The organism is Streptomyces scabiei 87.22, from assembly GCF_000091305.1.
Lineage (GTDB): Bacteria > Actinomycetota > Actinomycetes > Streptomycetales > Streptomycetaceae > Streptomyces > Streptomyces scabiei.
In genome coordinates, this window is the sequence record NC_013929.1 from 7082289 (window position 1) to 7102085 (window position 19797).

Genomic DNA, 19797 nt, shown 5'->3' on the forward strand with positions numbered 1-19797 from the left:
CGGACAAGGTTCGCGGCTCTTGGTGCACAGAACTCGTGGATGTGCGCCGGTACGAGGTCGTCAGGTGGCCCCGTACCGGCGCACGGCTCAGGGGTGTGTCATGGCCGCAGCAGGACCTTTCCGACGGTCGGGTCACCGGACCCCACCAGCTCGATGGCCTGCGGGAACTGCTCCAGCGGCAGCTCGTGCGTGACCAGCGGCAGCGGGTCCAGCAGCCCGGCTCCGAAGACCCGCACGGTGTGCGCCCAGGCGTCCGGCGCCGCGCCGAACACCGTGTGCACCTCCAGCTGCCGTACGACGAGGTCGGTCGGGTCGAGCCCGTCCGCGCCCGCCGCCGGGATGCCCGTCAGGACGAGCCGGCCGCCGCGCCGCAGCAGGGCGGCGGCCGTGGTCGCCGCGTCCGCGGACCCGGCGGTCTCGATGACGACGTCGAAGTCGCCGGGCAGCTCCTGGTCCTTGGTGCGGAAGTCCGTGGCGCCGAAGCGCTTCGACAGCTCCGCCCGGTCCGGCCGGGTGCCCACGACGAGCAGCTCGGCCGGGGACGCCGCCTTCAGGAACTGAACGGCGAACATGCCGAGCGTCCCCGTGCCCACCACGGCCACCCGCTCGCCCGGGACGGCGTTCGCCTTGAGCGCGGCGGCCGCGATGCACGCGGCCGGCTCCAGCAGCGCCGCCGCCGACAGATCCGCGTCGTCCGGGAGAACGTGCAGCAGACGGGCCGGCAGGGTGAGGGTCGTGGCCATCGCGCCGGGCTGGGTGAACCCGGTCTCCTCGTACCCCGCCGAGCACAGCGTGGTCTCGCCCGCGTGACAGCGGTCGCACACCTGGCAGTTCCGGAAGCCCTCGCCCACGACCTTGCGGCCGACAAGACTTGAAGGGACACCGTCACCGACCGCGGTGACCGTACCGGACCACTCGTGGCCCGGCGTCAGGGGGTAACGGACGTACCCCTCCGGCCTGTTGCCCTGGAAGACCTCGCGGTCGCTGCCGCAGATCCCGGAGGCGTGCACCCGGACGAGGGCTTCGCCGGCCGCCGGCTGCCGGGGCTCGTGCGCCACCAGCCGGTGCTCGCCCGGTGCCTCGATGACGACGGCGGTGGCCGGGGAGCCGGCGTCGGCCGCGTCGGGCGTGCCGGTCACTGGCTGCCCTTGGGCTTGCGCTGCTCCCAGCCCTCGGCCCACAGGTCGAAGCGGGCCTGCTGCTGCGGGAACTCCGCCGCCGCGTCCACGTCGAGCTCGACGCCGAGGCCGGGCTTGTCGGACAGGTGGAAGTAGCCGTCCACGACCTCGGGGGCCCCCGAGACGACCTTCTTGATCTCCGCGTCCGCGAAGTCGTTGAAGTGTTCGAGGATCTTGAAGTTCGGGGAGGTGAAGCCGACCTGGAGCGAGGCCGCGGTCAGCACGGGACCGCCCACGTTGTGCGGGGCGACCAGCGTGTAGTGGGTCTCGGCGGTGGCCGCCAGCTTGCGCGTCTCCCAGATGCCGCCGATGTGGCCGACGTCGGGCTGGATGATGTCCACGGCCTGGCTCTCGAAGAGCTCGCGGAACTCGATCCGGTCGTGGATGCGCTCACCCGTGGCCACCGGGATGTCCACCTTGGCGGCGACCTTCTCCAGCGCCTTCAGGTTCTCCGGCGGGCACGGCTCCTCCAGCCACGCGGGCTTGAAGGGCGCCAGGTCCTTGGCCAGACGGACGGCGGTGGAGGGCGAGAACCGGCCGTGCATCTCCAGCATCAGCTCGGCGTCCGGCCCGATGGCGTCGCGCACGGCCTCGATCAGCGAGACGGCGTACAGGCTCTGCTCGTGGTCCAGCTCGAAGTGGCCGGTGCCGAAGGGGTCGATCTTGAGCGCCTTGTAGCCGCGCTCCATGACGCCCTGCGCCGCCTTGTGGTACGCCTCGGGCGTGCGCTCGGTGGTGTACCAGCCGTTGGCGTACGCCTTGACCTTGTCGGTGACCTTGCCGCCGAGCAGCTGCCAGACCGGCACGCCGAGGGCCTTGCCCTTGATGTCCCAGCAGGCCATCTCGATGACGGCGATGCCGGACATCACGATCTCGCCGGCCCGGCCGTAGTCGCCGTACTTCATCCGCTTGACGAGGTCCTCGACAGCGAACGGGTCCGACCCGAGAATATGGTTGGTCTTCGCCTCGTGCAGATAGCCGAGCAGCGCGTCGGTGTGGCCCAGCATGCGGGTCTCGCCGACGCCGGTGAGCCCCTCGTCGGTGTGCACCTGTACGTAGGTCAGGTTCCGCCACGGCGTCCCGACCACGTGCGTGCTGATTCCCGTGATGCGCACGGTACTCCCTGTCCTCTGTGGTCTGTGTCTGTTCGAAATTTCGTCGCTCGTTCGAAATGCTGATCGCGACAGTAAGGACGACCCGGTCTGGGTGTCAATGGGGTGAACCCACAACGGTTGCGCGTCCGGGGGGCCGGAGACCCGGAGGCGGGCGGGCGGTCCCGGCCGTCCGGGCCCGGCGCGCCTGGTCCACAAGGTTCCTACACAACTTTCACGGGCCCACCCGGGAACGTCACCGCCGCGGAACATAATCTTCCGGCGTCATGGATTACTGCCACCCGTGCCAACGGCACCTCAATGGCGCCTTCTCCTGCTCGGGATGCGGCGCGTCGGCCGAAGAGTGCCGCACCCACCCGGACGCCCTGTCCGCCGGGGGCGACACGGTCGCCGACGAACACGAGACCTCCTTCGAGCCCGGGACCACCCCCGCGGGCCCCGGCGGGCGCCGCGCCCGGTCCCGTGGCCGGGGCCGCGGATCGCGGGTTGCGCAGGCAGCCCCTGACGTGGACGAACTCGACGGCGAGGCAACCCGGTTCGGGCACGGCCTCGCGGGGGACGCCCCGGATGACACCTCGGAGGACGCCCCGGACGGCACCCCGGAGGACGGCCCGCGCCGGGGCCGGTCCCAGGGGCGTGGCCGCGGGCGCGGCGCGCGGGCCGGACGGCGGGACCGCAAGGCCGCCGCGCACCGGCGCCGGCGCCGGCGGGTGCTGATCGCCGGGGCCGGGCTGCTGCTCGCCGCCGGCGGACTGAGCCTCGCCGAACTCGGCATGGAGGCACCGCCGAAGGAGCCGCGCGCGGCCTCCGTCGACGACGTCTCCGACGCCTCCCCGACGGCTTCGGCGGGCGGCTCCGAACAGTCCGGCGACGGTACCGGGGCCGGGCCGGCCGACGCGGCGAAGGACAGGAAGAAGCCGGACAAGTCGGCCTCCCCGTCCGCCTCCGAGTCCGAGAAGTCCGCGGCCGAGGACGCCGATGAGGACGGCGACGACCCGGGGGACAGGTCGGCGTCCAAAGCCACGGCGAGCCCCGCCCCTTCGGCCGGGAAACCGACCTCGGACCCCGAGGAGACCGATGGGCCGACCGCCGGGCCGACCGCGGACGAGCCCGCCCCGCAGCCCAGTCCTTCGGCCACCTGCAAGCAGTTCCTGTGGTGGTGCTCCTAGAGAGAAAAGCCAGGTCAGAGCCCCCGGCGCGTGGTCCGCGCCGGGGGCTCCGGCATGCTCCGGCCGCCTTCTGCCCAACTCCTCGCGGCCGCCGCGTTATTCAACCGTGACGACTTCCCCGGCGCATCCCTCTTGACCGCCATGAATTGTTAGCGCTCACAATGACGTCCGCATTCACCAGTCGACGCCCCAGGGCATCCGAGGAGGTACGACCGTCTTGCCGGCACCGTCCCCACTCGCCTCACCGGCGGCCGACCCGGGTTTTTCAGGGACCCGGAGGTGAAGCCGACGGCGCGGAACCATCCGCCCGCCGCACAGGGTCCGTCCACGGCGCGGGAACCTTCGCCGCCACCGGACTTACCCGCAGTACGGAACCACCCGCAGCACAGAACCAGTCCACCGTCGACCGCCGAGGAGGTGCGGCCGTGACCCACTCGCAGCTCCGGCCGCCCACCATGGCCGACGTGGCACGCCAGGCAGGTGTCTCCCACCAGACCGTCTCCCGGGTGCTGGGGGACCACCCCAACGTCCGGGACGAGACCCGCACGAGGGTGCAGCGCGCGATCGAGGAGATGGGCTACCGTCGCAACTCCTCCGCACGGGCCCTGGTGACCCGGCGCACCCAGACCCTGGGCGTGGTCGCCTCCAACACCACGCTCTACGGCCCCGCCAGCACGCTGTTCGCGCTGGAGGAGGCGGCTCGGGCCGAGGGGTACCTCGTCTCGACGGTCAGTCTTCGCGAACTGACCATGGAGACGCTCTCCGAGGCGGTCGACCGCCTCAGCGACGGCGGCGTGGACGGAGTGATCGCTCTGGCCCCGCAGCGCTCGGCGGTCGCGGCCCTCGCCGGACTGCGGCTGCCCTTCCCGGTGGTGGCCGTGGGCACCGGCTCAGGCTCCGAGGTCCCCAGCGTCAACGTGGACCAGGAACTGGGCGCGCGGCTGGCCACCGGCCATCTGCTCGCCGCGGGGCACCGCAAGGTCTGGCACCTCGCCGGACCCGAGGACTGGCAGGAGTCGGCGGACCGGACCGCCGGCTGGCGGGCCACCCTCGAGGAGGCGGGCATCGAACCGCCGCAGCCGTTGCGCGGGGACTGGAGCCCGCTGTCGGGCTACCGGGCGGGCCAGGAACTGGCCGGCTGGGTGGGCCGCGGTCTGACCGCCGTCTTCGTCGCCAACGACCAGATGGCACTGGGGGTGTTGCGCGCGCTGCGGGAGGCGGGCGTACGCACGCCCCAGGACGTGGCGGTGGTCGGCTTCGACGACATCCCGGAGTCGGAGTTCTTCGCCCCGCCCCTGACCACCGTCCGGCAGGACTTCACGACGGTGGGCCGGCGCAGCATCGCCCTGCTGCTCGACCTGATCGAAGGCCGGCCCCCCGCCGGACCGTCCAGGATCGCCATCGAACCGCAGCTCGTCGTACGGGCCAGCACCTTCCCGTACCTGCCCTCGGCGGGCCCCCCGCCCGGCTGACGGGCACCGAACAACCGAACGCTTTTCATCCACCCGTGTGGCCGACATTTCGAACAATGATCGACAGGTTGGACGCAGTGCGGCCGGTCCACCACGAGTACCAACGGTCCTTCCCGGGCCGGCTCTTCAAAGGAGAAGACATGCTCAACAGAAGAAACTTCCTCACCGCGGCGGTCGGCGTGGTGGCCGCGACGGGTCTGACGGCCTGCGCCAAGGAGGACAGCTCCTCCGGTGACACCGGCAAGGGCGACGGCGGCAGCAAGAAGATCACCCTCGGCTTCTCCCAGGTCGGCTCGGAGAGCGGCTGGCGCAGCGCCAACACGGACTCGGTGAAGTCCGCGGCCAAGGAGGCGGGTTACAACCTCAAGTTCTCCGACGCGCAGCAGAAGCAGGAGAACCAGATCTCCGCGATCCGCAGCTACATCACCCAGGGCGTGGACGTCATCGCCTTCTCCCCGGTGGTCGTCACCGGCTGGGACGCGGTGCTCAAGGAGGCCAAGGCCAAGAAGATCCCGGTCGTCCTCACCGACCGCTCCGTCGAGACCTCCGACGAGTCCCTGTTCGTCACCCTGGTCGGCTCCGACTTCACCGACGAGGGCCGCCGCGCCGCCAAGATCCTGGAGAAGGTCCTGGAGAAGGCCGGCCACAAGGGCAAGGTGAAGATCGCCCAGCTGGAGGGCACCACCGGTGCCGCCCCCGCGATCGAGCGCGCCAAGGGCTTCAAGGAGGTCATGGACGCCGAGCACAAGGACGACTGGGAGATCGTCGTCAGCCAGACCGGTGAGTTCACCCGCGCCGGCGGCAAGCAGGTCATGGCGGCCTTCCTGCAGTCCAACCCGGACATCGACGTGCTGTTCGCGCACAACGACGACATGGGCATCGGCGCCATCCAGGCCATCGAGGCGGCCGGCAAGAAGCCCGGCAAGGACATCCTGATCGTCACGGTCGACGGCGTGAAGGACGGCTTCATCGCCATGTCCGAGGGCAAGATCAACGCCATCGTGGAGTGCAACCCGCTGCTCGGCCCCCAGCTGATGGAGGTCGTGGAGAAGGTCAAGAACGGCGAGAAGGTCGATCGCTGGATCAAGACCAAGGAGAGCGACTTCATGCAGGACCAGGCCAAGGACGCCCTCCCCACCCGCAAGTACTGACCGCATCCACCGGCAGGGAGCCTCCGGCCGACCGGGATCACGGTCGGCCGGGCCCCTCAGGGCCCTTCTGACGGTTCTCCGCGGCGTCGCGACGCCCGGCACGCCCTCTCGCCGCACCGGGCGAAAGCCCAAGTACGTCCAGTACGAGGTCTTCCGCCCGGCACGCCGAGAGCACGCACCGAACGCCGCTCCTTCTCCCACGGAGACCCGTCAGAAGGGCCCTAGGGCCTGCGGCGACGCGATCGCACGAGGGGCGCGGCGACGACCGCGCCCCGTGCGAGGGCCCGGGACCCGCGGAGCGCGGGTCCGGCCCCGACCGGCCCCGCGCGGGCCGGGACGAACGCACCACAGCCCACGTAAGTGAATTCCCCCACCGGACATCCCCGGTGGTCCTCGCTAGGAGACTTATGGCAGAGCCGCGGCCCGTCCTGGAGATGACGGGCATAGTCAAAGAATTCCCGGGGGTACGGGCTCTGTCGGGCGTCGACTTCCGGCTCTTCCCCGGCGAGATCCACGCCCTCATGGGCGAGAACGGCGCCGGCAAGTCCACCCTCATCAAGGTGCTCACCGGGGTCTACTCCCTGGACGGCGGAACGATCACCCTCGACGGGGAGTCCGTGCGGTTCGCCAGCCCGCTGCAGGCGCAGCAGGCCGGCATCAACACGGTCTACCAGGAGGTCAACCTCTGCCCCAACCTCTCGGTGGCGGAGAACATCTTCATCGGCCGCGAGCCCACCCGCTTCGGCCGCATCCAGTGGAAGCGCCTGCGCCAGGAGGCCGCGGAGCTGGTCGACCGGCTCGGCCTCGACATCGACGTGACGGCCCCGCTGTCCTCCTACCCGCTGGCCGTGCAGCAACTGGTCGCGATCGTACGGTCGGTGAGCTCCGGCGGCGAGGAGGGGAAGGGCACCAAGGTCCTCGTCCTCGACGAGCCGACGTCCAGCCTCGACCGCGACGAGGTCCTCGAACTCTTCCGCCTGATGCGGCGGTTGAAGGACGACGGCGTCGCGATCCTCTTCGTGTCGCACTTCCTCGACCAGATCTACGAGACCTGCGACCGCATGACCGTCCTGCGCAACGGCACCCTCGTCGGCGAGCACATGGTCAGCGAACTCGACCAGGTTGGCCTGATCCAGCTGATGATCGGCAAGGACCTGGACCAGCTGGAGGAGCTGCACGAGCAGCAGCTGCACGCCGACGTCGGCGAGACCCTGCTGCACGCCGAGGGCCTCGGCCGCACGGGCGGTATCGCCCCCTTCGACCTGGACATCAAGAAGGGCGAGGTCGTGGGCCTCGCCGGACTGCTCGGCTCCGGCCGCACCGAACTCGCCCGGCTGCTCTTCGGCGCCGACCAGCCCGACAGCGGCAAGGTCACCGTGGGCGGCAAGCAGGTCCCGATGCACGCCCCGAACGACGCCATCGGTGCCGGGGTCGCGTTCTGCTCGGAGAACCGCAAGACCGAGGGCCTGGTCCCCGATCTGACGGTCCGGGAGAACATCATCCTGGCCCTGCAGGCGTCCCGCGGCTGGACCCGGCCCATCCCGGCCGCCCAGCGCGACGAACTGGTCGCCAAGTACATCAAGGCCCTCGACATCCGGCCCGCCAACCCGGAGGCCCGCGTCGGCCAGCTCAGCGGCGGCAACCAGCAGAAGGTGCTGCTCGCCCGCTGGCTGATCACCCAGCCGAAGCTGCTGATCCTCGACGAGCCCACCCGCGGCATCGACGTCGGCGCCAAGGCCGAGATCCAGAAGCTCGTGGTGTCCCTCTCCGAGGACGGGATGTCCGTGCTCTACATCGCGGCCGAGCTGGAGGAGGTCCTCCGCCTCAGCCACACCATCGGAGTGCTCCGCGACCGCAAGCTGGTGGCGAAGCTCACCAACGGACCGGAGATCACCACCAGCCGGATCCTGGAGACCATCGCGAGCGGAGAAGACAGTTGAGCACCCCACCCGTGGCGACGACGGCCACGACCGGCACGGCATCCCGCTGGCGGGCGCTGGCGCACCACCACCTGTTCTGGCCGGTCGCGGTCCTGGTGGCGCTGCTGCTCATCAACGTCCCCTTCACCCCCGACTTCTTCTCGATCAGGATGACGGACGGGCACCTCTACGGCAGCCTCGTCTCGATCGTGCTCTTCGGCTCGCCCCTGATCCTGGTCGCGGTCGGCATGACCCTGGTCATCGCCACCGGCGGCATCGACCTCTCCGTCGGCGCGGTCGTCGCCATCACCGGCGCCCTGACCTGCTCGTACATCAGCGACCAGGCCGACCAGAACACGCTGTCGGCGGTCTTCCTGGCCATGGGCATCGGTCTGGTGGCCGCCGTGGTCTGCGGGCTGTGGAACGGCTTCCTGGTGGCCCGGATGGGCATCCAGCCCATCATCGCGACCCTGATCATCATGGTCGCCGGCCGGGGCGTCGCCCAGCTGATCACCGACGGCCAGATCATCACCATCAACAGCGAGCCGTACAAGCTGATCGGCGGCGGCTACTGGCTGACGCTGCCCTTCTCCATCTTCGTCGTCGCGGCGGTCGTCGCCATCACGGTGGCCCTGACCCGCAGGACCGCCCTCGGCCTCCTCGTCGAGTCGGTCGGCGGCAACGCGGAGGCCAGCCGTCTGGTCGGCATCCGCTCCATGCGCATCAAGATCATGGTCTACGTCTTCTGCGCCCTGTGCGCGGGCATCGCGGGCCTGATGATCAGCTCCAACACCTCGGCCGCCGACGGCAACAACGCCGGCCTGTGGATCGAGCTGGACGCGATCCTCGCCGTGGTGATCGGCGGCACCTCGCTGCTGGGCGGCCGGTTCTCCATCGGCGGCACGGTCGTCGGCGCCCTGGTCATCCAGACCCTCACCACGACGATCTACACGATCGGTGTCCCCACCCAGACCAACCTGGTCTTCAAGGCGGCCGTCGTGATCGTCGTCTGCCTGCTCCAGTCCCCGAAGTTCCGTGCGAAGGTCTTCGGCGCCCGGTTCGGCTCCAAGTCCGGCGCGACCGGCGGCGGCACGTCGCCCGCGGCCCCGGCGAAGACCGCCACCGCGCCCGCCGACGCGGCCCCGAAGATGGAGGTGTCGTGATGACCGCGACCACCAAGACCCCGCCGCCCCAGGACACCCTCGCGGCATCGGCGTCCTCGTCCAGGGTCTCGGCGCTCCTCGCCGACCGGCGGCTGCCCGTCCTGGTGACCGCCGTGCTCTTCCTCGCGATGTACATCACGGGGCTGAGCCGCTACCAGAACTACGGCTTCGGCGAACCGCAGGTCTTCCTCAACCTGTTCATCGACAACGGCTACCTGCTGGTGGCCGCCGTCGGCGCGACCTTCGTGATCCTCTCCGGCGGCATCGACCTGTCCGTCGGCTCGGTCATCGGCTTCACCACGATGTTCACGGCCTGGCTGGTGGAGCGTCAGGGCCTGCCGATCCTGCTGGTGATCCCGCTGGCCCTGGCCGTGGGGGCGCTCGGCGGCTTCCTGATGGGCTACGTGATCCAGAACTTCGAGATCCAGCCCTTCATCGTGACCCTCGCCGGCCTCTTCCTCTTCCGGGGCCTGTGCCTGGTCATCAGCAAGGAGTCCATCGCCATCGGCGACGAGACGGTCAGCAGCCTGGCGCAGGCACAGGCGCAGCTGGGCTTCGGCTTCCTCTCCATCGGCGCGATCGTGGCGCTGGTGGTGCTGGCGGCGGCGTTCTACATCCTCCACTACAGCCGCTTCGGCCGGCGGGTGTACGCCATCGGCGGCAGCGAGCAGTCCGCGATGCTGATGGGCCTCCCGCAGGGCGGCACCAAGATCGCCGTCTACACGGTGTCGGGCTTCTGCTCGGCGCTGGCGGGCCTGCTCTTCACCCTCTACATCCAGTCCGGCGACCCGCTGCACGCCACCGGCATGGAACTGGACGCGATCGCCGCCGTCGTCATCGGCGGCACGCTGCTCACGGGCGGCTCCGGCTATGTCATCGGCACCCTGTTCGGCGTCCTCGTGCTGGGCCTCATCAAGAGCATCATCCAGTTCGAGGGCACCCTCAGCTCCTGGTGGACGAAGATCGCCACGGGCGTGCTGCTGTGCGCGTTCATCCTGATCCAGCGGGCGATGACGGCACGCAAGAAGACCTGACGCGTCACCCGAGCCGAAGGGGACGCCCGCCCGGGAACGGGCGGGCGTCCCCTTTCCGCCTGGTCGCCTACGTACCGTGGCCCTGCGGACCCCCGCCCATCACCCGGTACATGCCGATCGAGCCGTGCGCGGCGGTGTCGGCGAAGCCGAACTTCTCGTAGAGGAAGCGGGCGGGGCCGTCCGCGATCAGGGAGACGTACGCGGTGGCGGGCGCCCGGCGCTCCAGTTCCTCCGTGAGCGCGGCCATGATGCGCCGGCCGAGGCCGCGGCCCTGGTGGGCGGGGTGCACACAGATGTCGACGATCTGGAACGCCGTTCCGCCGTCCCCGATGACCCGCCCCATGCCGATGGGCCGCCCCTCGTGCCGCAGGATCACCCCGTGCCAGGTGCGGGGCAGGGCGAGCGCGACCGCCTCGGGCGCCTTGTCGGACAGGCCCGCGTCGGTACGCAGTCGGCGGAAGACCTCGACCGAGGGCACGCCCACGCTGAGGTCGTAAGGGTCATTCTGGCTCGGCATGCATTACACGATAGCGGCTCGGTGCACGCTGGGCACCGGCCCTACGCCCCCACCATCCGCCGCAGCAGATCGCGCAGCACCTCCCGCTCGGCCGCGCTCAGCCCCGCCAGCGGCTCCCGGGCGAAGTCCAGGGAGTCCCGCAGGCTGCCGGCCACCCGGCGGCCTGCGTCCGTGGCCGCCGCCAGCTTCACGCGGCGGTCCCCGGGGTCGGGGCGACGCTCCACCAGGCCCCGGCTCTCCAGCCGGTCCACGATGCCGGTCACGTTCGAGGGCTCGCAGCGGAGTTTCTGGGCCAGGCGGCGCATGGGGAGCGGTTCCAGGGAAAGGAGGCCGAGGAGGCGTGCCTGCGCGCCGGTGAGCGTGTGCTCGGCGGCGGCGGCCTCGTACTCCTCGTGGTAGCGGGCCACCACCGTGCCGATGAGTTCGACGACCTCCATGGTCAAGGGGTCGATGCGGGGGGTCGTCTTCTGCGTGGGCATGGCGTCGAGGTTACCCCTTTACTTGACAACATGAAATATTCAGGAGCATGGTTGTTTCAGGCACTGAAGTAACCGCACGGTATGTGCCACCGTTCGCACCACGCACCCGCAGGAAGGCCCACCCCCATGTCCGACACCCCCGCCCTCCCCGCCACCAGCCGCGAATGGCACCTGCTGAGCCGCCCCGTCGGCTGGCCCAAGGACGAGGACTTCGCCCTGGTCGAGGCGGAGATCCGGCAGCCCGGCGCGGGGGAGGTCCTCGTACGGAACAAGTACCTCTCCGTGGACCCGTACATGCGTGGCCGCATGAGCGACGCGAAGTCGTACGTCGCCCCGTTCGAGCTGGGCAAGGTCATGCAGGGCGGCGCCGTCGGCGAGGTCGTCGCCTCGGCGGCGGACGGCATCGCCGCCGGTGACCACGTGCTGCACTTCGGCGGCTGGCGCGAGTACGCCACGATCGACGCCAAGCAGGCCGTGAAGGTCGACCCGGACGCCGCGCCGCTCTCCACCTACCTCGGTGTCCTCGGCATGACCGGCCTCACCGCCTACGCGGGCCTGCTGCGGGTCGGCGCCTTCAAGGAGGGCGACGCCGTGTTCGTCTCCGGCGCCGCCGGCGCGGTCGGCAGCCAGGTCGGGCAGATCGCCAAGCTCAAGGGCGCCTCCCGCGTCATCGGCTCGGCCGGCTCCGACGAGAAGGTCAAGCTGCTCGTGGAGGAGTACGGCTTCGACGCGGCCTTCAACTACAAGAACGGCCCCGTGTGGGAGCAGCTCAAGGAGGCGGCCCCCGACGGCATCGACGTCTACTTCGACAACGTCGGCGGCGAGCACCTGGAGGCCGCGATCGGCGCGCTCAACCTGCGGGGCCGGGCCGTGATCTGCGGCATGATCTCGCAGTACAACTCGACCGAGCCGACCCCGGGCCCGCGCAACATGGTCAAGATCCTGCAGAACCGTCTGCGCGTCGAGGGCGTCCTCGTCGGTGACCACTACGACTTCCAGCCGCAGTTCGTCCAGGAGGTCGGCCCCTGGGTCGCCTCGGGCGCGCTCAAGTACCGCGAGACCGTCGTCGAGGGCATCGAGAACAACCTGGAGGCATTCCTCGGCGTCCTGCGCGGCGACAACACCGGCAAGATGATCGTCAAGCTCTGAGCCCCGCCCCGTGACGGACGCCCGCTCACGTTCGTTGCACAAGACGGAGTCCGCACCCCTGGACGTGGGGTGCGGACTCCGTTCGTGTGCGCGGGTCGGGTCACGGGGCCCGACCCGCGGTCCTCAGAACGCCAGCGCCGCCGTGTGGACCGCCCGGACGAACCCCGCGTTCTCCGGCGCCGCCCCGCCCGGGAACGCCATACGGCGACGGGTGTAGCCGTAGGCGAGGCCGCTGCGGGGGTCGGCGAAGGCCTGGGAGCCGCCGGCGCCGCTGTGGCCGAAGGTGCCGGCGCCGAGGAAGGGGTGGACCAGTTCGGCGGTCGCCTGGAAGCCGAGGCCGAACGCCTTGGGGGCGCGGGCCACCAGGTCGTGGCCGACGGAGTGGATCTGGCCGAACTCGCCGATGGTGTCGGGCTTCAGCAGCGGCGGACGGCCGTCCACCGTGCTGATGGCCGCCGCGTACATCCCGGCGAGCCCGCGCGCCGAGCCGATCCCGCCCGCCGACGCCTGCCCGTTCGCCCGCACGATCCGCGCGTTGGGGAAGTCCGTCAGCTCGCCCGGCTCCGGAACCTGGGAGTTGAACGCGATCGACGTCAGCGTGTGCGGCCCCTGCGGGACGGCGTCCAGCTCGGCCTGCTGCGCGGGCGTCGGCGTCATCGGCAGCACGCTCCGGAACCGGGGCTCGTGCTCGGCGGGCAGCCCCAGGAACAGATCGAGCCCGTACGGGGCCCGGACCCGCTCCTCGTACACCTCCTGCAGCGTGCGCCCCGTCGCCCGCCGTACGACCTCTCCGGTGAGCGCGCCGATCACGAGCGCGTGGTACCCGAAGGCCGTGCCCGGCCGCCAGAACGGGCGCTGGACGGCGAGGCGCTCGGCGATCACCCGGTCGTCCGCCAGCTCCTCCAGGGTGAACCCGGCATCGGTGCCGACGAGCCCCGCGCGGTGCGCCAGCAGCTCCCGCAGGGTCACCGCCCCCTTGCCCTCGGCCGCGAACTCCGGCCAGTAGTGGGCGACTTCCCGGTCCAGCTCCAGCACACCGTCCTGGACGAGCAGCGCGACGACGAGATGCGCGGCCCCCTTGGTGGAGGAGAACACGCCGTGCAACGTGTCACCACCAGGGCCTGCCCACAAATCCACGACCCGCCGCCCGTCCACATAGGCGGTCAACTGCCCCTCGTAGTCGTCCCGTTCACCGGCCACGAACAAGGCGAACGCCTCACGCACCGCCTCGAAACCACCGGCGACCGACCCCTGGACACCGACCGCCCGAGTCCCCTCACCCATACCCAACCCTCTCCTCGACACCACCCACCCGCTCCCCAACACCGGCCCCACCTGCGCGCATTCCCCCGGGGGCCTGGGGCGGTCATGGGGGAGGGGCGGGAACGGGTGCGCCGGAGTCCGCCGAGGTGCTACGCATCGCGGATGAACTCTCCCGGCATCTCCCGCGAGGCGCGCCTGACCTCCCACCATACGGCCGCCACCGCCCTCGCCCGGCACAGCGACCGCTCCCTGAGCAGGCTCCTCGACAAGGCCACCCCGTGCGGCTCCGGTATCGGCGGCACCTCGGTGCTGCTGGAACTCGACGGGCTTCAGGTCTTCGTGAAACGGGTGCCCCTCACGGACCTCGAACGACGCCCGGAGAACGTCCACTCCACGGCGAACCTCTTCGGGCTTCCCCCTTGGTGCCAGTACGGCGTCGGCGCCGTCGGCAGCCCCGGCTTCGGCGCCTGGCGCGAACTCGCCGTCCACACGATGACGACCAACTGGGTGCTCGCGGGGGAGTACGACGGCTTCCCGCTCATGCACCACTGGCGGGTGCTGCCGGACTCCCCGCCCCTCCCCGAGGAACTGACCGACGTCGAACGGGCCGTCGCCCACTGGGGTGGCGCCCCGGGCGTACGCGAGCGCATCGAGGCCCGCGGAAGTTCCTCGGCGAGCGTCACGCTGTTCCTGGAGTACATCCCTTGCACCCTCCACGATTGGCTGGGTGCACAGACGACGGCCGGCGCCGCGGCCGCCGACCGGGCCTGCGCCCTGGTGGAGCGGGAACTGGCCGCCGGCATCACGTTCATGAACAGCCAGGGTCTGCTCCACTTCGACGCGCATTTCCAGAACATCCTGACCGACGGTCACCGCCTCTACTTCGCCGACTTCGGCCTCGCCCTCTCCGCACGCTTCGACCTGACACCGCAGGAACGGGCCTTCTTCGACGGTCATCGCCACTACGACCGCTGCTACTCCCTGAGTTACCTGGTCAACTGGCTGCTCAAGGACCTGTACGACCTCGACCGGGAGGAACGGGAGGTCCGGACGCGCGCGTACGCCCAGGGAGAGCGCCCCACCGGGATCCCGGACGCCGCCGCGGCGGCGATCGCCCGGTACGCGCCGCTCGCCACCGTGATGGCGGGCTTCTTCCGTCGTCTGGAGGCCGAGAGCAGCACCCCGTACCCCGTGGAGGAGCTTGACCGGTTCCTGGACCTTACCTAAGAGCCATTGACTCTTGCCTAAAAGCTTTAGGTAATTGCATAATCCACCCGGTCGGCAATCCATCCAGTCGCCGATCCACCCGGTCGGCACCCGTCGGCCCTGTCGAGCGAAGGACGGTCATGGCACGCGTGGGGCTCACCCCGGAGCGTCTTGCTCTGGCGGGCGCGGAGTTGGCCGATGAGATCGGGTTCGGGGAGGTGACTGTGTCCGAGCTGGCCCGGCGGTTCGACGTGAAGGTCGCGAGTCTGTACTCCCATGTGCGCAACTCCCAGGACCTCAAGGCCCGGATCGCCCTGCTCGCCCTGGAGGAGCTGGCCGACCGGGGCGCCGCCGCGCTCGCCGGGCGGGCCGGGAAGGACGCGCTGGCGGCGCTGGGGAACGTGTACCGCGACTACGCCCGCGCACACCCAGGCCGCTACGAGGCGACCCGGCTGAGGCTGGACCCGGAGGCCGCCGCGGCCAGTGCGGGTGGCAGGCACGCGCAGATGACGCGGGCCATCCTGCGCGGCTACGACCTCACCGAACCGGACCAGACCCACGCCGTCCGGCTCCTCGGCAGCGTCTTCCACGGGTACGTCAGCCTGGAGTCGGCCGGCGGCTTCAGCCACAGCGCCCCCGACTCGCAGGAGAGCTGGGAGCGGATCCTCGACGCCCTCGACGCCCTGCTGCGCAACTGGCCGGTCCCGCCCCCCGGTTGAACCGGCGGGCGGCCCCACGACACGCACCGCCGGACCCCCCACCCCACCGATCGTCAGGTCAGGTCATGCCCACGAACCCCGAGAACCCCACCGGCCCCCGGTGGATCACCACCCCCCTCACCGCAGACCTCCTGCGCGGCGCCCTGGAGCTGGAGCGCACCGAGCACGGGGTGCTGCCCCACCGGCTGCCGGCCCGGGCCCGCGCCCAGTGCACCGATCCGCAGCTGGCCGTCGTCGAGTCCCAGCCCTCCGGCGTACGCCTCGTCCTGCGCACCCGCGCCACCGCGATCGAACTGGACGCCCTGCGCACCAAGCGGGCCTACGTGGGCGCCCCGCCCCGCCCGGACGGCCTGTACGACCTCCTCGTCGACGGCCGGCTGACCGCCCGCGCGAGCGTGCCGGACGGCAACACCATCACCCTCGACATGACCACCGGCCGGTCCGAGCACCGGTCCGGCCCGCCCGGCACCGTGCGCTTCACGGAGCTCCCCGAGGGCCTCAAGACGGTCGAGATCTGGCTCCCGCACAACGAGACCACCGAGCTTCTCGCCCTGCGCACCGACGCTCCCGTCGAGCCCGTCCCGGACCGGGGCCGCCGGGTCTGGCTGCACCACGGCAGCTCGATCAGCCACGGCTCCGACGCCGCAGGCCCCACCGAGATCTGGCCCGCCCACGCCGCCGGCCTCGCCGGCGTCGAACTCGTCAACCTGGGCCTCGGCGGCAGCGCGCTCCTCGACCCCTTCACCGCCCGCGCCATCCGGGACACCCCCGCCGACCTGATCAGCGTCAAGATCGGCATCAACCTGGTGAACCACGACGTGATGCGGCTGCGCGCCTTCGCCCCCGCCGTGCACGGCTTCCTCGACACGATCCGCGACGGCCACCCCACCACGCCCCTCCTCGTGGTCTCCCCGATCCTCTGCCCCATCCACGAGGACACCCCCGGCCCCAGCGCCCCCGACTTCACCGACCTCGCCGAGGGCCGGCTCCGCTTCCGTGCCATGGGCGACCCGGACGACCCCACCCCAGGCCGGCTCACCCTGAAGGTGATCCGCGAGGAACTGGCGGCGATCGTGGCCCGGCGCGCCCCCGAGGACCCGCACCTGCACCACCTCGACGGCCTCACCCTGTACGGCGAGCCCGACACAGCCGCCCTCCCGCTCCCGGACGACCTGCACCCGGACGCCGAGACCCACCGCCTCATCGGCGAACGCTTCGCGAAGCTGGCCTTCGGGGAGGACGGAGCCTTCGCCCCCTGAGCGCCGGAGGCCAGGCCCCCGCTGGGTAAAATTTCCCCCATGCGCGATCTAGGGGTGGGTTTCCAGTACCTGGTGCAGGGCCAACGCTGGGTGGCCAGGCACGGCAGGCAGTACGGCTTCGGTCTGATCCCGGGCCTGATCACACTCGTCCTCTACCTGGGCGCCCTGGTCGCGCTCGGCGTCTGGGGCCCGGACTTCGTCACCTGGGCGACCCCCTTCGCGGACGACTGGTCCAGCCCCTGGGCCGGCCTCTTCCGGGGCCTGCTCACCGCCGTGCTGTTCGCCCTCGCCCTGGCCCTCGCGGTCGTCACCTTCACCGCGGTGACCCTCCTCATCGGCCAGCCCTTCTACGAGAGCCTCTCGGAGAGCGTCGACCGGGACGTCTCCCCGGACGGCACCGCACCGGAGTCCGGCCTTCCGCTGTGGCGGGAGCTGTGGATCTCGGCCCGGGACAGCGTCCGGGTCGTCGTACGGGCGCTGCTGTGGGCCCTGCTGCTCTTCGGCCTCGGCTTCGTCCCGTTCGTCGGCCAGACGGTCGTCCCCGTGATCGGCTTCATGGTGACCGGCTTCTTCCTCACCGAGGAACTGACCGCCGTGGCCCTCCAGCGCCGCCGCGTCGAACTCCGCGCCCGGCTCGCCCTTCTGCGCTCCCGCAAGATGCTGATCTGGGGCTTCGGCACCCCGCTGGGTCTCGCCTTCCTGGTGCCGTTCGTCGCCGTCTTCCTGATGCCGGGCGCGGTCGCGGGCGCCACCCTCATGGCCCGCGACCTGCTGGGCGAGGAGACCACGGACGAGGAGGAGCGCAACCGGGTCCCCGCCCAGAACGGGCAGCACGACATGTTCCGCAAGCCCCGGGTCGGCGCCTGAGACGGATCCCCGGCGCCGACACCCGGCCCCCGCGTCAGTCCCGCGTTCCCCCGGTCGCACCGGAGCCAGACGCACCGGAACCGGTCGCGGCGCCGCCCGAGGCGCCCGCCGACTCCACGGCGACCGTCACGATCGCCCGCACCTGCGCGATGATGTCCAGCCGGTTCCGTACGAACTCGGGGTCGGTCACCGTCCCGGTCGCCGGGTCGGTGTTGCCGGCGCCGAACTGCAGGACGGGCGTGTGCACATGCCCGCCCGGCAGCGAGGGGCCGAGCCCCAGCCGGTCGCGCAGGAGCGTCGCCCGGTAGGCGATCTCGTTGGAGAGATAGTCACCGCCGCCCCCCGCCCGCGCGGTCGAGCCGGGGGTGGGCCCGTCCGGCCGGACGACCGCCGTCGTGCCGCCCGCGGGGATCTCGGTGACGCTCGTGTTGTCGTACACCGGGAAGCGGCCCGTCCGGGCGGCCACGATGTCCGCGTACGGCAGGGTCGTGGTCGTCCACTGGGGCTGGCCGGCGGGGTCGCTCACCGGCACGGTCCCGGTGCTGCCGATGTTGTCGTTGTCGGCGAAACCGCCGCGCCAGGCCCCGTTGGTCCGCTCGACGTCGAAACGCCCCACCCGGCCCTGGCTGACGGTCGCGAAGAGGTCCACCCGGGGCAGCGGCCCCCGCAGGGTGCGCTCGACCGTGCCGTCCGCGAAGTCCTGCCAGCGGACCGGGAAGACGGCGGTCTCGATGCGCGCGGGACCGTCGGCGGTCCGGATCACCGTGCCGTCGAGGGCGAGGGCCGTGGCCCCGGACGGGTTGGAGATCCGTATGTCCCGGTCCAGCGTGAACGGATCGAACCCGGTGACCAGAATCCGCTTCAGCCCCTTGCCGCCCTGGGGGAAGCCCAGGGAGTCCTGCCCCCGTGACGCCCGCTCCAACGCGGCCAGCAGGTCCGCCCTCTGACGGTCCGACAGGCCGAACTCGGGCTCCCATCCCCGCACTTCCCGGGTCATGCCCAACCGCGCCCAGTACAGGGGCCGGTCGTCGTCCCGGCTCAGATCACCGCCCGCGGGCCCGCGCCCCTGCGCCCGGTCAACGGCCCGCGTCCACAGCCGCGCACCCTCTCGTACGACGATCCGCTCGGCGCGGGCGTACGACCGCGCCCCGGCCAGTGCCCGCCCGAACTCCGGTGCCACGGTGTCGAATCCGGAGCGCCGCAGGATCTCCTGGGGGACGGCCCGGTCGAGCCGTTGCTCCTCGACGGTGGGGGCCGCCGCCGAAGCGGCCGAGGGGGAGGGGGAGGCGGGAGAGGCGGACGCGGGGGTGCAGAGGCCGGCCAGCAGGGCCGCCAGACAGATCGTCGCGCCGCGTGCCCGCCGGGAAGTCAGTAAGGATGTCAAGGGACTCGGAGTCCTTCCGTCGCTGTGGTGCCGTGGGGGTCTCGCTCGGGGACGGCGGCAGTATCGCGTGACGGGAGGGGCGCGCGCCACGGCCGCCTCCGGTCGTCACGACAGGTGCGGCGGTACGCGCGTGCGGCCGGTCTCAGCCCTGGTCCTCGCCCAGCAGCGCCAGGAAGTCCCGGAAGGCCCCCGGCATGTCCACGGAGCCCGGATCCAGCAGCCACTGGTACTGCAGTCCGTCCATCACGGCTACCAGCAGCGGCGCCGCCCGCTCCGGCGTGAGCCCGCTCGGCAGCCGGTCGCCGTACTCGGCGCGCAGCACCTCCGCCATGGCCCCCCGCACCCGGCCGTACCGCTGCGTGAAGAACTCCCGCGCGGGATGGCCCTCGGTGACGCTCTCGCCGAGCAGCGCGGAGAAGGTCTGGACGATGCCGGGCCGCATGGCGTTGTACTCGACGAGCGAGCCCAGCAGATCGAGCCGCAGCGTGCTGTCGGGCAGCGCGTCCCAGCGGTCCCGTTCCTCCAGGACGGCGACGAGCAGCGCGTCCTTGGTGGGGAAGTAGTGCAGCAGGCCCTGCTGGGTCAGCCCGACGCGCTCGGCGACCGCCGCCATGCTCGCGCCCCGGTACCCGCGCTCGGCGATCACCTCCAGGGCCGCGAGAACGATCTCCGCGCGCCGCTCCTCGCCCCTGACGCCCCTGGTCCTGCTGGTGCCGCTCATGCCGTCACCGTACGGCATCCCGTCCCGTCCACCGC

Annotated in this window: 18 protein-coding genes; 11 read left to right on the forward strand and 7 right to left on the reverse strand. The window is 71.4% G+C overall.

Annotated elements, in window-relative coordinates:
- Positions 1-98: 98 nt before the first annotated feature.
- Together SCAB_RS30500 and SCAB_RS30505 are read right to left on the reverse strand one after the other, a co-directional pair.
- Entirely contained in the window at positions 99-1139 is a 1041-nt protein-coding gene (locus SCAB_RS30500) for a zinc-dependent alcohol dehydrogenase (RefSeq protein WP_013003958.1), read from the reverse strand.
- Positions 1136-2293, reverse strand: a complete 1158-nt coding sequence (locus tag SCAB_RS30505; RefSeq protein WP_041669839.1) for a mandelate racemase/muconate lactonizing enzyme family protein — start codon at positions 2291-2293, stop codon at positions 1136-1138. Before SCAB_RS30505 ends, SCAB_RS30500 begins: the two co-directional genes overlap by 4 nt.
- 263 nt (positions 2294-2556) lie before the next feature.
- Here SCAB_RS30505 and SCAB_RS30510 point away from each other — a divergent pair, with 263 nt between their 5' ends.
- The 6 genes from SCAB_RS30510 to yjfF all read left to right on the forward strand — a co-directional run bounded on the left by SCAB_RS30510 (position 2557) and on the right by yjfF (position 10198).
- Complete coding sequence (locus tag SCAB_RS30510; RefSeq protein ID WP_041669841.1) at positions 2557-3459, forward strand: SCO2400 family protein; 903 nt, start codon at positions 2557-2559, stop codon at positions 3457-3459.
- 425 nt (positions 3460-3884) lie between these two features.
- Positions 3885-4931 (forward strand): LacI family DNA-binding transcriptional regulator, encoded by a 1047-nt coding sequence (locus SCAB_RS30515; RefSeq protein WP_013003961.1) that lies wholly within the window; start codon positions 3885-3887, stop codon positions 4929-4931.
- A 140-nt stretch (positions 4932-5071) separates the two neighbouring features.
- Positions 5072-6082 (forward strand): substrate-binding domain-containing protein, encoded by a 1011-nt coding sequence (locus SCAB_RS30520; protein ID WP_037725163.1) that lies wholly within the window; start codon positions 5072-5074, stop codon positions 6080-6082.
- Positions 6083-6489: 407 nt separating this feature from the next.
- On the forward strand, positions 6490-8022 hold the full coding sequence (locus SCAB_RS30525; protein WP_013003963.1) for a sugar ABC transporter ATP-binding protein: 1533 nt from the start codon (positions 6490-6492) through the stop codon (positions 8020-8022).
- A gap of 11 nt (positions 8023-8033) precedes the next feature.
- Positions 8034-9164, forward strand: a complete 1131-nt coding sequence (locus tag SCAB_RS30530; RefSeq protein ID WP_013003964.1) for an ABC transporter permease — start codon at positions 8034-8036, stop codon at positions 9162-9164.
- Entirely contained in the window at positions 9164-10198 is a 1035-nt protein-coding gene (gene yjfF, locus SCAB_RS30535; RefSeq protein ID WP_037725169.1) for a galactofuranose ABC transporter, permease protein YjfF, read from the forward strand. The genes SCAB_RS30530 and yjfF overlap by 1 nt, the downstream gene beginning before the upstream one ends.
- A gap of 67 nt (positions 10199-10265) precedes the next feature.
- On the opposite strand, the gene SCAB_RS30540 is transcribed toward yjfF, so the two are convergent.
- Both SCAB_RS30540 and SCAB_RS30545 read right to left on the reverse strand, forming a co-directional pair.
- Complete coding sequence (locus SCAB_RS30540; protein ID WP_013003966.1) at positions 10266-10715, reverse strand: GNAT family N-acetyltransferase; 450 nt, start codon at positions 10713-10715, stop codon at positions 10266-10268.
- Positions 10716-10756: 41 nt separating this feature from the next.
- On the reverse strand, positions 10757-11194 hold the full coding sequence (locus tag SCAB_RS30545; protein WP_013003967.1) for a MarR family winged helix-turn-helix transcriptional regulator: 438 nt from the start codon (positions 11192-11194) through the stop codon (positions 10757-10759).
- Positions 11195-11320: 126 nt separating this feature from the next.
- Between SCAB_RS30545 and SCAB_RS30550 the strand changes: the two genes are divergently transcribed.
- Positions 11321-12343: an NADP-dependent oxidoreductase gene (locus SCAB_RS30550; protein ID WP_037725171.1), complete on the forward strand. Its 1023-nt coding sequence runs from the start codon at positions 11321-11323 to the stop codon at positions 12341-12343.
- A gap of 123 nt (positions 12344-12466) precedes the next feature.
- Here the strand turns inward: SCAB_RS30550 and SCAB_RS30555 are convergent, their stop codons facing one another.
- On the reverse strand, positions 12467-13627 hold the full coding sequence (locus SCAB_RS30555; protein ID WP_013003969.1) for an EstA family serine hydrolase: 1161 nt from the start codon (positions 13625-13627) through the stop codon (positions 12467-12469).
- 141 nt (positions 13628-13768) lie between these two features.
- Between SCAB_RS30555 and SCAB_RS30560 the strand changes: the two genes are divergently transcribed.
- From SCAB_RS30560 to SCAB_RS30575, 4 genes are all read left to right on the forward strand, one after another.
- The gene (locus tag SCAB_RS30560) at positions 13769-14833 is read left to right on the forward strand and encodes a serine/threonine-protein kinase (protein WP_013003970.1); all 1065 of its coding nucleotides are present in this window, start codon (positions 13769-13771) and stop codon (positions 14831-14833) included.
- A 119-nt stretch (positions 14834-14952) separates the two neighbouring features.
- Positions 14953-15531, forward strand: coding sequence for a TetR/AcrR family transcriptional regulator (locus SCAB_RS30565; RefSeq protein WP_041669844.1), 579 nt, complete (start codon positions 14953-14955; stop codon positions 15529-15531).
- Positions 15532-15596: 65 nt separating this feature from the next.
- Positions 15597-16790 (forward strand): GDSL-type esterase/lipase family protein, encoded by a 1194-nt coding sequence (locus SCAB_RS30570; RefSeq protein ID WP_013003972.1) that lies wholly within the window; start codon positions 15597-15599, stop codon positions 16788-16790.
- Between the two features lie 39 nt (positions 16791-16829).
- Positions 16830-17657, forward strand: a complete 828-nt coding sequence (locus SCAB_RS30575) for an EI24 domain-containing protein (RefSeq protein ID WP_013003973.1) — start codon at positions 16830-16832, stop codon at positions 17655-17657.
- Positions 17658-17691: 34 nt separating this feature from the next.
- On the opposite strand, the gene SCAB_RS30580 is transcribed toward SCAB_RS30575, so the two are convergent.
- Positions 17692-19041, reverse strand: coding sequence for a hypothetical protein (locus tag SCAB_RS30580; protein WP_013003974.1), 1350 nt, complete (start codon positions 19039-19041; stop codon positions 17692-17694).
- A 142-nt stretch (positions 19042-19183) separates the two neighbouring features.
- Positions 19184-19780, reverse strand: a complete 597-nt coding sequence (locus SCAB_RS30585) for a TetR/AcrR family transcriptional regulator (RefSeq protein WP_013003975.1) — start codon at positions 19778-19780, stop codon at positions 19184-19186.
- Positions 19781-19797: the final 17 nt, after the last annotated feature.